This is a genomic window from Streptomyces antioxidans, assembly GCF_000968685.2.
Classification (GTDB): domain Bacteria; phylum Actinomycetota; class Actinomycetes; order Streptomycetales; family Streptomycetaceae; genus Streptomyces; species Streptomyces antioxidans.
In genome coordinates, this window is sequence record NZ_LAKD02000013.1 from 1 (window position 1) to 14,831 (window position 14,831).

Consider the following 14,831-nt stretch of genomic DNA (forward strand, 5'->3'; position numbering starts at 1 on the left):
ACCACTGAGGACATCAGACTCACTCATCTAGGGCGAGCGCACCCTTGATCAGGCGCGGAGACTCTTCCGCCGCACTCGCAGGGAATAGGACGTGCCTTCCGGGCCGCTGCTACTGCCCCAGCCGACGCTGGTCGCCACGCTCCAACCTTGCTGCTCCCGCATCTGCTTGGCGAAGGTGTCCAAGTTTCGGATCTCGCACCCGCACTTCATCGTGAGGCGGATGCTGATGTACGGGCTGCGAGGGTTGGTGTTGTAGGCCACCTCCTCGGTCCACTCCACATCGTGGACGTGCTCGCTGAGCCCGGTGCGATCCTGGTCGTGCTTGATCCCATGTGCCTTGGCGTACTCGTCGAGGTCGTCGATCAGGAAGAGGTCGCTCGACCACTGGCCAGGCCATACGGCGAACAGCCGGGACTTGCCCGCAACGGCCCGTTCGTATCCGGCCCGTGAGTCTCCGTGAGTGACTCTGCCGTCCTCATGGACTTCGATGTAGCAGGTCGTCCCCGCCGTATAGGGAAAGTCTCTCCCCGCAGCGGCTGCGCTTCTCGGCTCCACTTGCCCCCCGGTCAATGATCGCCCCCTGCGGCGGGTGCGCCCGTTGGCAACCACGATTCCCGGGCTGTGCACGCGCCGACGTAAGGCACACATTAGCCTTAGGCTGGCTCAATATCTGGACTTCACCGCACGAGGCGCTGGGCCGGCCGCTGTTCGGGCTGGTGGCCGCTGATCAGCGGCGCGGAAGTCCGTCTGCGGGTCAGCTGATCCAGATGCCCTTGGACGAGAGCCGGCGTGCGAGGCGCCGGCCGGGGGAACTAATCGGGGCCGACCAGGACACATCGGCAACGTGGCCTCCGAAGTCGTCCACGATTGCCTGCACGAGCGCGGCGCCGACTCCCCGGTGGCGATAGATGTCCGCCACCCAGATCAGGATGATGCGCGGGCGCAGGGTGTCGCCTTGGTCGCCGGGCGAGGCCACCTCGATCAGATTCCAGCGGCGGTGCCGGCTGGCGTCGCCCGTGCTGAGGGCGATCAGCACGGTCTGGAGGACGGGGGCCGGGGTGTCCGTCCCCGGCTTATACCGCCTGCCGGAGCCGAAGGCAGGAGGCGTCAGTGGATGCGTTGCCCGACTCCGGGAGGTGTGGGTAATGTGTGTGCGCTTATACCGTCTTGGTCTGCTGTGATGTGAGGAAACCCTTGCCTCGTTTCGTCGCTGTGAGGGATGCCGGGAGTGGGCATGCCTGACACCGATCTTTTGCGTGCCAGCCGGGACGGTGATCAGTTCCATTACCACTGGGCGGCTCGTCAGGCGCTGAAACTGCTGCTTCCCGACTCCGATCTGACCGCGATCGCTGTCGAGGGCGTGTCGCCCGACGACACCCACGGCGAGGACGGCGAGGATGTAATCGACATCGCCGAGTACTACGGTGCGACCGGCCTTCACGAGGCCAAGCGTGTGGTGTACCGACAGCTGAAGCACTCGACCGTACGGGCCACGGAGGAGTGGTCTGTGTCGGGTCTCTCGAAGACGGTCAAAGGGTTCGCGGAGAAGTTCAGGCAGATCCGCCAGGAGTCGCCGGGGCTCGAAGAGAAGGTGACCTTCGAGTTCCTTTCCAATCGGCCGGTCCGTGAGTCGGTGCTTCGAGCGATCGGCACCTTGGCAGTCGGCGGAGAGGCCCATGAGTATGCGCACGATGTCAAGTACCTGAGGCAGTACGCGAACTTCCCTGCTGACGCAGCCGGTGAGGCCGCGTTCTTCAGCCGCCTGGAGGTGGATGCCACGGCTCCGGGCCTGTTGCGGCTTGAAGGGCTGTTCCGCCTGGACTTGACGGGCCTTCTTCCCGGTGCTCCCGATGTGCAACCCCTTCTGCTGAAGGAGATGATCACCAGACGCGCGACCTCGCTCGAAGCGAACCACGTCGTCGAACGCTCCACCGTGCTTACTGCTCTCGGAGTCCCACCGGAACACGTGCTGCCTGCTCCCAACCTCATCGACGAGCCTGGGCACGTCATCGTGACTGAGCAGACTCGCGCGATCGTCGACGACATCGTCGGACTCGCCGGGCGGCCCGTCGTTGTTCACGCGGCCGGTGGTGTAGGCAAGTCGGTGCTCACGACACAGATCGAACGGAACCTTCCTTCCGGCTCGGTCACCCTCGTCTACGACTGCTTTGGAAACGGTGGCTACCGGCGATCTAGTTCACCGCGCCACCAACATCGGCAGGGCTTGGTGCAGTTGGCGAACGAACTTGCAGCGCATGCCCTTTGCGACCCGCTGATCCCGGTCGCCACAGCTCAGCCGACCGACTACGCGAAGGCATTCATGGCCAGGGTCCGGGGCGCTGCGGCGGCTGTCACAGCCTCCGCTCCAGGGGCGCTCCTGGTTCTTGTCGTGGACGCGGCCGACAACGCGGCGCTCATCGCGAAAGACGGCAGGGAGCGGACCTTCGTCACGGGTGTGCTGCGGGAGACCCTGCCGGACAATGTGCGGCTCGTGATGTTGTGCCGCACCGAACGCATCGATCTGCTGGAACCGCCACCCAGCGTCCACAGAATCGAGCTTGAGGGGTTCGGCGTCGCCGAGTCCAGGCAGCACCTAGAGTCCGTGTTCGGTCCTGTCGCGGAGGCGCAGGCGGCCGAGTTCCATCGCCGCACCGGCGGCAACCCCCGAATCCAGGCCCTCGTTCTGGGCACGGCCTCGGACCTCGAATCCTGTCTGGTTTCTCTCGGTGAGGCGAGGCATCCCGACAGCTCCCTGTTCGACGAACTCCTCCAGGGCATGGTGGACCAGTGCAAGGACGCCAACCACCTGAGTACGGAGATCGACCGTCTGTGCGAGGCCATGGCCGCACTCCGACCGAGGATGCCCGTCAAAGTTCTGACCGAACTGTGCGGAGTATCGGCCGCCCTCGTGCACAGCTTCGCGGCCGACCTCGGACGCCCGCTCCTCGTCGACGGTGACACCCTGCAATTCCGTGACGAACCAACCGAGACCTGGTTCCGGACGAAGTACCGTCCGACCGGCGACTCCCTGATCGACTTCATCAACCGACTGACCCCGCTCGCCGCCGACGAACCGTACGTGGCTGCGAGCTTGCCCCAACTGCTGTGGGAGGCTGGTCAGGTCGACACCCTTGTCGAACTGGCGATGACCGACGGTGCCCTCCCCGAGGGCAACGACCTGGAACAACGGGAGATCGCCCAGCAACGGGCCCAGTTCGCTCTCAAAGCCACACTGCGCGTGGGAAAGGAATGGGAAGCGACCCGGCTGGCCGTCAAGGCCGGCAGCCTGGCCGCCGGCCACTCTCGCCGACTTCACCTGCTGCGGTCCAACACCGATCTGGCGGGCCAGTTCCTGGACGCCATCACGATCGAGGACGTTGTCGCGAACCGCAGACTTGCTGACGACTGGCCTGGCTCCAATCTTCACTGCGAGGGCGCCCTTCTCTCGTTCGCCGAAGGCCAGACCGACTTCGCCCGCAGTCGGCTGCGCAGTGCGTCGGAATGGCTCAGGGCGTGGGTGCAGCAGCCTGACGACGATTCGAACCGGCACAGCGTCACCGCCACGGATATCGCCGAAGTCGCCTTCGGACTCCTCAATACCGACGGAGTGGAGGCATGCGTCAACCACCTTGCTCGGTGGCGCCCCAATTGGGTGGGCTTCGAGGCCGGAGTGATCATTGCCACCCGGCTTGCCGATTCGGGCCGTACGGAAGAACTGGAGGGTCTCGGCTACGCGGCCGTGTCCCTGAAATACCTCCAGCTCGCGGTCGCTTATGCCGCGTGGCAGGCCAACTTCGTCTGCCAGGCACCCGTTGCGCGGCGTTTGGTGAGAATGCTGAAGCGTCAGCGTAGACCCGTCTCTGTTCGCCAGCATTCGGGATTCTCAGAAGAGAGCAAGGAACTTACGGCGGTCGGTTGGATCATCGCGATGGGCCTGCGCCATGGACTGCTGTCGGACGAGGAGGCCGAACGGATCCTGCGCCTGAATCTCCCTGGCAACTTGGGCAGGGGTGCCGGAAGCCGCTGGGGTCGTGGCACCGATACGATCACGCTGCTCTGCGGCTTCGCGTTGCTGTCGAAGGTCCGGAGGCATCCCTTCGACGTGGACGAGTTCGCTGGCGAAGATGTCAGAGAAGCGCGAAAGAAGCCTCACACGTACTCAAGTACCGTGAAGGACCACGAGCAGAGTGTCGTGCCCCTCGGGGCCTGGGTGAGCCTGTGGATCGACTGCCTTGTCGGAACCTCCAGCGACACGGGCGGCCCTTTCCGAGAACTCGTGCCTCCCACCCCGTCCCGCCGGGGCCATGAGGAGCTGCCCCACTTCCTGCACAGAGGCATTGCCCGGCTCGGTATCCGGATTCTCGCCTTCGGCTCGTCCGAGGCGTCGCGCCAAAACCTGCTCGACTGGTACCGAGGTGCGCAGCGGCACCTTCCGGATGGTGTCCTCATCGACGCTGTCCGAGCAGCCGCTCCTGTCGACGAGCTGCAGCACGTCGCTGTCGAACTCGCTGAATCCGTGGCCGCGTCGCTCGATGTGGTTCAGGAGAGTGCTGAGTACAAGGCGGAGCAGATGGTGAAACTCGCTCGAGCCGTCCAGCGATTCGACAGAAGTGAAGCTCACGCCTACTTCACCCAGGCAATCGACCTGACCGACCGTGTGGGCGACGATGTACACGCGTTGTGGCGAGCCTTCCTCGCCGTCGCCCATCGAGCATCCGACGGCAACCACGATGATGACCGCCGCGCATATCGCGTCGCCCAACTCACCGAAAGCCTGGAACCCTACCTCGGGGACGCAATGAACCACTCCGAGGTACTGGCCACCATGGGCCACTTGAGCGCCACGACCACGATGACCGTCGCCTCCCGCTGGCGCGACCGCCGCTTCTGTTCCGAGGGCCCGTTCATCCAGGCGGTGCTCGACGAAGAGGCTGGCCCGCTCGCTCCGTCCGCTGTCACCGCTTTGGCGTTGGTGCCGTTCGGCGAGCACCACGTCGATGACCTCCGCCTCGCCGAGCGAGCACTGCGTGAGACTCCCGGCGACGGCAAGCGCATCGCTAAGACGTTGGGACAATTCCTGCGGGCACGACGCTTCAGCAGTGCCTCCTTCGAACGTCTCGACCAGACCGCTGGCGAACTGGACATCGACCTCTCCGGAACGCTGCTCGCCGCTGGCACACGCCACATTGCCTTCCCGGTGTCGCGCGATCACAACTCGGGCCGGTGGACCCCGGATGAGAAGCAGGACGACCAGCGACTGGCGCGTGCACGGCAGGTCAAGGACGCCCTTGCGGCGTGTGACCTCTCCACCGCCGAAGGCTGGGAGCAAGCCCGCCAACTGGTTCGCGCGTCGGGGCGCCTGCTGCATATGGAGCAGGTCATAGACCAAGCGGTCACAGCGCCCCTGCGTGAACTCGACGACATGCTCGCCGCGTTCCAGGCCAACCCCAACCTCGACACTTTCGACTACGCGCGACTGGTCAAGAGGCTGGCTGAGCTGTCGCTGCTGCCACGGGCGGCACGTCGGCAACTGAGGCATCTTGCGGACACGGCCGCGGCGCGGTTCAGTCGGGAGCTGACCACCAAGGTTTACGACCCCATCGACCTGTCAGAACTCGCCAGGTTGGCCGACGAACCTGATGCGGATTTGCTCGCGACGGCTCTTCGAGAACTCGGTTCACAGTCGGCCGTGCTTCCCCCCGAGGACTGTCATCACCTGGCAGCCCGACTCGCCCCACGGCTTACCGGAGAGCAGGCGCAGATCGTCCTCGACGATTTCGGCACCATGCTGGCTGACCTCTCGCCCGAGGACTCGGGCGACGGTAGGTTCGCCGACCTTCCCGCTGGACCGACCAGCGCTGCGGAGTGCTTCGCAGGCTATCTGTGGGCCGTCCTCGGCGACTCCGAGCACGACGCCAGGTGGCGGGCCGCACACTGCGTCCGGCTCCTCACCGAACTCGACTGCCAAGAAGAGCTGGACGCCCTCCTACGTTTCGCGCTCGGCACGCTCGATGTGACCCCATTCCACGATGCCCGTCTGCCCTTCTACGATCGGCACGCCCGCCAGTGGCTGCTCCTCGCTCTCGCACGGGCTGCTCAGAACCCCGCGACACATCGGACACTGGCAGAGTTCGAGCCCTTGCTGCGGAAAGTGATTTTCGATGACGGACCGCATGTCGTGATGCAGGAGAGCGCGAAAGCGATCTGTCTGGCACTCGCCTCGTCCGGCCCGGGGATCCTGAGCACGGAGGAACTCGCCATCGTGCGCGGGATCAACATCCCGACGGAAATCCTCACTGAGTCGTGGGAGGAGCGAGGGGCAAGAAGGCGAAACGGTACGGAGGAGGAAACCCACGAATCCGAATCAAGCGGCTTCCGCTTCTCCTGGGACTTCAAGGACGACTGGTGCAAGCCCCTCGGTGAAGCCTTTGGGATTTCCGAGGAGACTGTCCTGCGTCTCGCCGGGCGCACGATCACGCACACCTGGCGGCTTCCCTACCGCGGCACCCACGAGGACGACCCGCGCCACACCCTCAGGCTGTACAGAGAGGGGAGCACCTTCGCCTACCGTACGACCCGGCCGGACGCCGACGACCTGGACTTCTATCTCTCGACTCACGCCTTGTGGAGCGTGGCTGGGGAGTTGCTCAGGGTTCATCCCGTGTACCGGGACAGCGAGGCGGACTTGGACCAGTTCACCGACTGGCTTCGCGATTTCCGGGTCACCCGAGACGACGGCAGATGGCTTGCCGACCGACGGGATCCCTCACCGCAGAGCATCTTGGAGGGAAAGGACGACCTGGACGCCGACTGGGTCTGGCGGTTGAACAGCAGGCACTTCAGCGAGCGTCTCTTCGCGGGTGACGGATGGGTCACGGTGTGGGAAAGCTCCGATGATGCAGGCTATGAAGCTGCGCAGGGAGTGCTGATCCGTAGTGCCCTCGTCACTTCCGCGACGGCTAGGGCACTGGTACGCGCCTTGCAGACGGCCCCTTCCTATATGGGCTACCGCATTCCCGACGCCAATGACAGCGACTACCAGTTCGACGTACAAGGTTTCCAGCTGACGGGTTGGATCGTGGATCCTGACGGACATGAGGGGATGGACAGTAAAGATCCGCTGGCCGCAGGGGTCAAGTACCCGCCCTATATGCCTTCTGGTGAATTCATCGATCTGCTCGGACTGGAACCGGACGCAGATATGCGCGAATGGACTCGAGCCGGTGGCATCGCTCTTCGCAGCACCTACTGGGACGACACGTCCGCGACCAGTTCGGGCCGTCTGACAGGAACTCAGGGACGGCGGCTGGAAATTCAGCGCGACGCGCTTCAGGAACTGCTGGATCTGGCCGGACGCAGCCTGATCGTCGAAGTGATGATCGACCGCACTCACAAAGACCACGAGCAGAGCTACACGATAGGGTCCCGCCAAGACGATGACGAATCCCTCCCCCCGCGTGAACGATCCTACAAGATTTACCTCTTCGATGACTCCGGAGGATGCGGCGAGCTTTGAGCGGACCCTCGAACTTGGCAAGGAGATCGCCGAAAGTCTCTCCCAAAGTGATGTCCTGGGCCGCTGGATGGCCCATCACATCGGTGACTTGATCACCCAGGCGGAGAACGCCACGGGGGCAGAGGCAGACGGCGTACGTCGCGAAGCTACGACCGCCATACTCGCGCTCTGGAACCACCGGATGGCATTGCCATCCCCGGCTCCACCGCTGGGGGCGTTCGAGCCCGTGTTCAGAGCATTGGAGCGACTGAGCGAGCCCCAAGACCCCTGGAGCTTTTACCGGATGTTCCCGCCTGGGCATGAACCCAGCGAGGACGACATGGTCGGAGCACCACTGCTTCGGCTCGCGCTGGGCCTTGAAGAGACCGTCCGCGGCGTAGCAGGTGAGATTGTCGCGCTTGCTGCCCAAGAAGCCGCCGACAAGGAGGCCAAGTGGCTTAAGCTCTCGGACCATCTCGAAGAGGACGAACAACGAGCGGCCCGGGACGCCCTCCTTCGGCTGGCACGCACCCTCGAGACGTACACCGATGGTGCCGATGGGGGCCCGGCCGTAGACGCAGGGCTCCCGAAGCTGATCGCCGCTCTGCAACATGCCGAGTCACAGCTCGCAGAAGCTCGACGGGCCCTCGAAGACCGTCTGCCAGCGATGCCGTCCGAGAGTGAACCCGACGGGGTGGCGTGAAAGAGGAAGACAGCTGCTGCCGCATACCACGCAGGGGCGTGTTGCACACGAGCTGGACATTGCCCTTGCCGGAATCTTCATCCGTGCAGGTCACGCTGTATGTCGGTACTCTTGGAGGATGCCGCCGAGGCGATCGTGTTGGCGATGTCGAGGCGGGTTAACCTGTTGGGACCGTCGATCGGCGGGGGCAAGGGGTGCAGTGGTCTGGCGTTGGCGATGCCCTGGTACACGTGCTGGACGTCCACCGTCCTCCATACGCTGCACAGCGTGAGAGTGGCTCGATACCTTCGGTATCTCTCCTGCATTTCCCTGCGACACCGGTACTGGATGTCACAGGATGAGGGGCATTGTTGCTGGCCCCATGCCTGGGGGCTTGCCGAGCGCAGGGGGGCACTGTGGCGGAACTCGTCATGATGACGGTGGACGGTGATGGCGAAGGCACTGCCGTCTTCGAGGTTGACGGCGGCTTGGTGGGCTCTGACCTGGAACTTGCAGCGGACGACGGCGTGGTAGCCCGAGCCCAAACCTCGCTCCGCCAAGCCCTGGACCGCGTGAGGCCGGCTCTGTCGCAGGTCTCTGAAACAGTCCGAGAGCTTAAGCCGGATGAGATGGAGATTGAGTTCGGGCTAAAGATCGGTGGCGAAAGCGGTGTGATCATCGCTAAGGGGACGGCAGAGGTGAACTTCGCCGTCCGGGTGGTCTGGAAGCGCACTTGACCCATATGCATGCTCGACGAGAAGGGTTCATCGTAAAGATCCGGTCAGCGGTCTCGGGCGCTCCCATCGGCCTCGGGTTCGTCGTCGGAGACCGGCACATCGTCACATGCGCGCATGTCGTCAATGCAGCGCTCGGACGCGACAAGCACCACCTTGACCGCCCCAATGACGACGCACGAGTTCAGGTTGAGTTCGTATTGCTCGGCGACACCGACGGCGCACCGCTTCGTATCTGTCGGGTGGAGGCGTGGGACCCGCCCTCTGGGCCAAGCGGCTCTGGGCGCGATGTAGCCGGCTTGGTCGTTGTGGGTGGAGACACTCTGCCCGTTGGAGCCGGGCCAGCGCGGTTAGTCGATGCGCGTATTGGCCTGACCTCCGATTCGCAAGTATCAATGTTCGGCTATCCAAGTTCCCCCGACCGAAAGGACAAGGGGGCCTGGGCAAGTTGCTCCATACGGGGAGCAGTCGGTGGTGGTTTGATCCAGCTCGATGCTCGCGCCGAGGCCGCCTTGCGAGCTCAGCCCGGATACAGCGGCACGCCAGTTGTGGCGACGGATCGCTGGGGCGATGCAGCCGTGGGAATGCTTGCAATCGCCAGCAAAGGGGGCGCAGCGCAAGATGCATATGCGGTGCCTCTGTCGGAGGTAGCGGCCGCATGGCCCGAGGTCCTGGGGCGGTTGGTACTTCCTCCGTGTCCGTACCGAGGGCTGCAGGCGTTCACAGCCGCAGACGCTCAGGCGGGCATCTTCGTGGGGCGCGAGCGTGAGGTCAAGCGGCTCCGGGAGATGGTGAGGGCGCAGCCGCTCGTTGTCGTCACCGGCCCTTCCGGTGTCGGCAAGTCGTCCCTTGTTGCGGCTGGACTGCAGCCTGCGCTCTCGACCGACGGATGGACCGTGGCGTCCTTCCGACCGGGAGTGACCCCCTATGAATCAGTTGCTCGGGCTCTGCTTGATCTTGAGCATCCCGGAGCGAACCACTCTCTTGAACAGTTGGACCATCGAGCCCGGGCACTGCGCGAGGACGGATTTTGGCCCGTAGCCTCGAAAGTTGCCCTGTTAACCGGTAAACGCCTAGCACTCATTGGGGATCAGTTCGAGGAGGTACTCAGCGGGAGTCCGGACACGGAGAAGGCGCTGGAGTTCCTGCAGCATCTGCTACCGCCCCCAGACACAGTGCAAGACGCAAAGGTACGTCTGGTGTGCACACTGCGCGCCGACTTTCTTCCCGAATTGCTGGAACTACCCAATATCGGTTCCCGGCTACAGGATCGGCAGTTAAACGTCTCCCCGCTGGACGAGGCAGCACTGACACGGGTGATCGTGGAACCGGCACAGCTTGCTGGCGTGGCCTTCAGCCCGGGACTGGCGGAGACGATCGCGGGTGAAGCCAGTAGGGCGGCAGGTAGTCTGCCGCTCCTGGAGTTCACTCTGACCGAACTATGGCCCTTGCAGCGTAAACGCCAGATCAGTTTCGACAGCTATCACGGCCTCGGAGGCGTTGCTGGAGCCCTGAACCAGCATGCAGAAAAGGCCTACTACTGGCTGCACGAACAACTCCGACTGGATGAGCAACGCATCCGTCGCGCCCTGCTTTCCATGATCCGTGCCCGCGGTGGGGCGGCCAGCGCCGTCCGTGTCACCGCTGACCGCTCCCATCTCGGCACTGACTGGTACATTGCCCAGCTACTTGCCGAACCGGACCGCCGCCTTGTCATCCTGGGACCTGACGGACCCGAGACGGCCGAGATCGCACACGAGGCTCTGATTCGGGAATGGGACAGACTCTCTGTCTGGGTGGAGGAAGACGCCGACTTCCAGCAGTGGCTCACCGTCATGGAAGAACGCGCCCGAGATGAAGATCTGCTCTCCGCCACCCGAGTGGCAGAGGCACAGCGCTGGCTGGGTGAACGCCGGCCTGATATCCCGCAGAAAGTCGCCAATCTCATCCAGCTCAGCAGTGCAGCAATCCTGGAACAACAGCAAACCCAACAGTTGTTAAGCCAATCGCAGGAGATTGCGGCACAACTGCGCCATCAGACGGCGGAGCTGGAGGAACGACAGAGGGCCCTCCAGGAGTCCAATGCTCAATTGGAAAAAAGAGCCGATCTGCTGACACAGCGGAACCGTGACGTCGAGGTCAGGAACACCGAGATAGAGGAAGCCCGACAGATCCTGGAGGACCGTGCCGAGCAACTGGCGCTCTCCATGCGCTACAAAACCGAGTTCCTGGCGAACATGTCGCACGAGTTGCGTACACCGCTCAACTCGCTGCTGATCCTGGCCAAGCTACTCGCCGACAACGACGAAAAGAACCTGTCGCAGAGGCAGGTCGAGTTCGCCGAGACCATCCACGGTGCTGGATCCGACCTGCTCCAGCTGATCAATGACATCCTCGACCTGTCGACGGTTGAGGTGGGCAAGATGAAGGTCTCCACCAATCCTGCCACGCTCGTAGAGCTCGCCGACTATCTAAGGGCTCTCTTTAGTCCATTGGCGGCGGAAAAGGACCTCAACTTCTCGGTACATGTGTCTGCCGAACTGCCCCCCGCTCTACTCACCGACGAACACCGGCTGCTGCAAGTGCTGCGCAATCTGGTGTCCAACTCGATCAAGTTCACCGACTCCGGAGGCATCGAGGTGACCATTCACCCGGCAGGCATGGAGGTGCCGCCAGCTATCCGGCAGCAGCTTCTTGAGGCCGGGTCGCTGTCAGGCCCAGACGCCGACGTCGTCGCGTTCGCCGTGATGGACACGGGGATCGGTATCGCGGCCAGCAAGATGGAGGTCATCTTCGACGCGTTCAGGCAAGTGGACAGCCTCACGAGCCGCAAGTACGGAGGTACGGGCCTCGGACTCAGTATTTCGCGAGAGATCGCGAGGCTGCTCGGCGGTGAGATCCATGCGCGGAGCGAACCAGGTCACGGCTCGACGTTCACCTTGTACTTGCCGCTGCATCCGAGCGAGCTATCGCAGGACGACGAAAAGGTAGCAGAGGCACATAACGAATTCGCTGCGCTCATCAGTCGCCGTCACAGGGCTGCAGCAGCCCTCCCTCATCAGCAGACGTCGCTGCCTGACCTGCCTGACGCCCAAGGGCAGTCAGGGGGCTTGAGTCAGCATCAGAATTTTGCGGGGTTAGGACGGGACTTCCACTTTGACGGTGAGAAGGTGTTGATCGTCGACCACGATATACGCAGCGTCTTCGCACTCGCCAGCCTCTTGGAACGCCACGGCCTGGACGTGAGCTATGCCGAGAATGGCGACGTGGCCCTCGATACTCTGGAGCAGCGCGACGACATCAAGGTTCTTGTAATCGACGTCATGCTGCCAGCGGCGGACGGACCGAGGACAATCGCGAAGATTCGCCGGACGCCGGGGCGCAGTGCAATGCCCATCATCGCGCTAGCTTCGGGGGGTCCGCTCGGCGGCCAGGAGCTGGCTGTTGAGGCAGGGGCGTCCGACTGCGTGGCCAAGCCGGTCAACCCTGACGTCCTGCTGCCCCTCTTGCGTCTGTGGATTGAAGAACCCGCATACGTCCCTGAGGCTGCCCCAAGAGAAGGCGCCTGAGGTGATCAAAGGACAGTGCCCGACCCATCAGCGAAATCACTGGCGCACCTTGGCCTCGGCGGCGCGCTTGCCCTCCGGGGTGATGGCCGCGGCGGCGCGGTTCTTGTACCGCCGGATCTCCCGCTCAATGGTGCGCTGCCGTTGGCCTGCTTCGTAGCCGGCCGGGTCGGGCGTTGCGTCCTCGGTGCGGGTGATGCAGGGGGTGTAGCTGCTGACGGAGTGCCGGCAATTGGGGTGCTGCACCCCTGCGCGGCGCGCTTCGTCGAGTGATCCGGCGACGTTCACGCGGACCATGCGGCCGTCCTCGACGGCGTGCTCGACGTGGACCGTGCGGGGTTCTTCCCGCGGGTGACCATCGACCGATGGTCACCCGCGGCAATCTCCGTTGCGGTGACTGCTGCCCCGTCCCCGTCCAACCTGACGGACGCGGGGGAGTAGCCGGCCGCTGTCGTGGCCTGCCGCACGATCGCCTCGGCGGTCGTCCGGTGCTCTTCGACACGGATAGCGAACTGCGACAACGTGATGCCGTTGCCCTGTTCGGTCGGAGGAATGGGAAGGGTCTGCCATTCCTCCCGGTCATCGTCGAACGTGGCGCCCCGGCCGGGGCCGTTGCTGCGCAGGTACCCGTCAGGGACGATCAGCCGGGCCCGGGCGAGGCGGATGTCGCGCAGCCACGACGACCATGCTTCGTCGAGGGCGTCGAGGGTGTCGAGGGTGTCGAGCAGATCGTGCACGCCCTGTAGATCGCTGCGGCCCCATGGGGCGTCGCGGTGGCGGCGGTTGGGGGCGATGTTGGGGACGTAGACGGCCGTGAGCATGTCGACGCCGGTTTCGATGGAGTCGCCCTGCTCGCTGAGGGAGGCGGCGAGGCCGGCTGTGTCCGGGTGTTCGGTGAGCGGCACGCGGCGGCCGAGCTGGTCGTCGGTCCCCTCGTACAGGCCATGCAGGATGCGGCCCCGCTCATGCCGTTCGAGGTGGCGCCATACCGTCGACGACGTCGAGGGCAGGACGCGCCAGAACGTCACGGTCTGCATGATGCTGAACGACCACTCGGGTACGGCCTGGTCGGGGCGAACGGTGGTGAGCAGGGGCCGGTCGGGCGCGGCGGCCTTGTCCCACGTGACGCGCAGGAACACCTCCGACAAGGGGGCGGCGGTCTCGGCCGCGGTGAGCAGCAGCTCGGGCACGCCGCCAGCGTCGAGCAGGACGTCGAGGCGGTCCTGCGCCGCGGTGTCCGCCACTGTGACAACGGGCGTGTCAGCGAACAGCAGGTCGGCGGACGTCTGCGCAATCTCGCCGGCGAGCGGGATGTGCAGCCGCTGCATCGCGCTTGTGCGGCGGCCGGTGCCGACCCCACAGCCGCCGGCGGCCGTCGTGGCGGTGCTGCGGGGCGTGCCGGTAGACGTCGGCGAGCTTCTTGGGGTCGCCGCTGTACCACGCGTCGTCCAGCTTGATGTCGGCGTACAGCGGGGAAACGCTCCGGGGCGGCCAGATGACGCCGTTTTCGGGCAGCGGCACGGTGCGTCACCCCCTCAACGGTACAAAATTGGTGGCATGGATCAAGCAGTCGCAGCTCTGTGCGGTGCGGGCATTGGTGTCGTCGGCACTGTGGGAGCGTCCGTGCTGACGTACATAGGGATTCGTCGTCAGGCTCCTGAGCAGGGACGAATTGAGCATGCACACCAACTCAGAATCCAAAGACGAGAGGTGTACCTCGCGTTCATGGAGTTACTTGAACCGATAGACCACCTGCCGTCTGAACCAGTGTCATTGTCAACGGAGTACGCGGCCCTGGCGGCTCAGGTGCAGCTGATACCACCGCGTGGTGAGTCTCTGCTGGCTCGCATCCAGCTCTGTGGCCCCAGGGAGATCGCTGACTCGGCAGGGAACCTATTGAGCTCGGCGGCGGATATGATCAGGCTCTTTCTAAACAGCTCTCAAGATCAGGACGCGATTGACCGTGCGTTCGAATCTTTCATGGCTGCCCAAGGGGAATTCATCGATAAGGCCCGGCAAGTCATGGTGGAACCTCCAAGCTGACTATTCCGGTGAGTAGGTGGCGCCACTCGTGCGCGGTGGAGTGCACGACGTAGCGCAGGGCGTCGACGGAGTGGTCGGCGGTCTTGATGGGCCGGTCTTCGCCCTTGGCGGTGGCGGCCGGGGTCCCAGGAGTAACCGGGGATTTCGTCGAGCAGGCCGGCGCATGACTCGTGGACGTACAGCAGGTCGGCGCCGAGGGCTGACGACACGCTGCGGATACCGGCCCGCACGTCGTTGTCGGCCCGGGTGACGCCCGGGTGCCCGTCGGCACATAGCTGTGTGATGAACGAAGCGGCCGACGGGTCGATGAA

General features: G+C 64.3%; 9 protein-coding genes. 5 read left to right on the forward strand and 4 right to left on the reverse strand.

Annotated features, from left to right (window positions below; translation table 11 throughout):
- Window positions 1-48: 48 nt before the first annotated feature.
- Both VT50_RS07150 and VT50_RS07155 read right to left on the reverse strand, forming a co-directional pair.
- Entirely contained in the window at window positions 49-555 is a 507-nt protein-coding gene (locus tag VT50_RS07150; protein WP_046085599.1) for a hypothetical protein, read from the reverse strand.
- A gap of 199 nt (window positions 556-754) precedes the next feature.
- Window positions 755-1,036 carry a hypothetical protein gene (locus VT50_RS07155; protein ID WP_046085600.1) on the reverse strand — a complete coding sequence of 94 codons (282 nt, stop codon included), beginning with the start codon at window positions 1,034-1,036 and terminating at the stop codon, window positions 755-757.
- Window positions 1,037-1,234: 198 nt separating this feature from the next.
- Here VT50_RS07155 and VT50_RS07160 point away from each other — a divergent pair, with 198 nt between their 5' ends.
- The 4 genes from VT50_RS07160 (at window position 1,235) to VT50_RS41155 (ending at window position 12,480) form a co-directional block, all read left to right on the forward strand.
- Window positions 1,235-7,516: a hypothetical protein gene (locus tag VT50_RS07160; protein ID WP_143645187.1), complete on the forward strand. Its 6,282-nt coding sequence runs from the start codon at window positions 1,235-1,237 to the stop codon at window positions 7,514-7,516.
- The gene (locus tag VT50_RS07165; RefSeq protein ID WP_053048514.1) at window positions 7,488-8,198 is read left to right on the forward strand and encodes a hypothetical protein; all 711 of its coding nucleotides are present in this window, start codon (window positions 7,488-7,490) and stop codon (window positions 8,196-8,198) included. Before VT50_RS07160 ends, VT50_RS07165 begins: the two co-directional genes overlap by 29 nt.
- Before the next feature lie 395 nt (window positions 8,199-8,593).
- Window positions 8,594-8,914, forward strand: coding sequence for a CU044_2847 family protein (locus tag VT50_RS07175; protein ID WP_053048518.1), 321 nt, complete (start codon window positions 8,594-8,596; stop codon window positions 8,912-8,914).
- Between the two features lie 5 nt (window positions 8,915-8,919).
- The gene (locus VT50_RS41155; protein WP_078840657.1) at window positions 8,920-12,480 is read left to right on the forward strand and encodes an nSTAND1 domain-containing NTPase; all 3,561 of its coding nucleotides are present in this window, start codon (window positions 8,920-8,922) and stop codon (window positions 12,478-12,480) included.
- A 36-nt stretch (window positions 12,481-12,516) separates the two neighbouring features.
- Here the strand turns inward: VT50_RS41155 and VT50_RS07185 are convergent, their stop codons facing one another.
- Together VT50_RS07185 and VT50_RS07190 are read right to left on the reverse strand one after the other, a co-directional pair.
- The gene (locus tag VT50_RS07185; RefSeq protein WP_046085602.1) at window positions 12,517-12,774 is read right to left on the reverse strand and encodes a phage minor capsid protein; all 258 of its coding nucleotides are present in this window, start codon (window positions 12,772-12,774) and stop codon (window positions 12,517-12,519) included.
- Window positions 12,762-13,805 carry a hypothetical protein gene (locus VT50_RS07190; RefSeq protein WP_053048515.1) on the reverse strand — a complete coding sequence of 348 codons (1,044 nt, stop codon included), beginning with the start codon at window positions 13,803-13,805 and terminating at the stop codon, window positions 12,762-12,764. Before VT50_RS07190 ends, VT50_RS07185 begins: the two co-directional genes overlap by 13 nt.
- A 229-nt stretch (window positions 13,806-14,034) precedes the next feature.
- Between VT50_RS07190 and VT50_RS07195 the strand changes: the two genes are divergently transcribed.
- Complete coding sequence (locus VT50_RS07195) at window positions 14,035-14,520, forward strand: hypothetical protein (protein ID WP_143645189.1); 486 nt, start codon at window positions 14,035-14,037, stop codon at window positions 14,518-14,520.
- The last annotated feature ends 311 nt before the right edge of the window (window positions 14,521-14,831 follow it).

What these genes read in the sequence shown, in the direction of transcription:
- VT50_RS41155 (WP_078840657.1), top strand. Translation starts at nt 8,920, where the DNA reads ATGCATGCTCGACGAGAAGGGTTCATCGTAAAGATCCGGTCAGCGGTC.
- VT50_RS07190 (WP_053048515.1), bottom strand. Translation starts at nt 13,805, where the DNA reads ATGCAGCGGCTGCACATCCCGCTCGCCGGCGAGATTGCGCAGACGTCC.
- VT50_RS07160 (WP_143645187.1), top strand. Translation starts at nt 1,235, where the DNA reads ATGCCTGACACCGATCTTTTGCGTGCCAGCCGGGACGGTGATCAGTTC.
- VT50_RS07185 (WP_046085602.1), bottom strand. Translation starts at nt 12,774, where the DNA reads ATGGTCCGCGTGAACGTCGCCGGATCACTCGACGAAGCGCGCCGCGCA.
- VT50_RS07195 (WP_143645189.1), top strand. Translation starts at nt 14,035, where the DNA reads ATGGATCAAGCAGTCGCAGCTCTGTGCGGTGCGGGCATTGGTGTCGTC.
- VT50_RS07165 (WP_053048514.1), top strand. Translation starts at nt 7,488, where the DNA reads ATGACTCCGGAGGATGCGGCGAGCTTTGAGCGGACCCTCGAACTTGGC.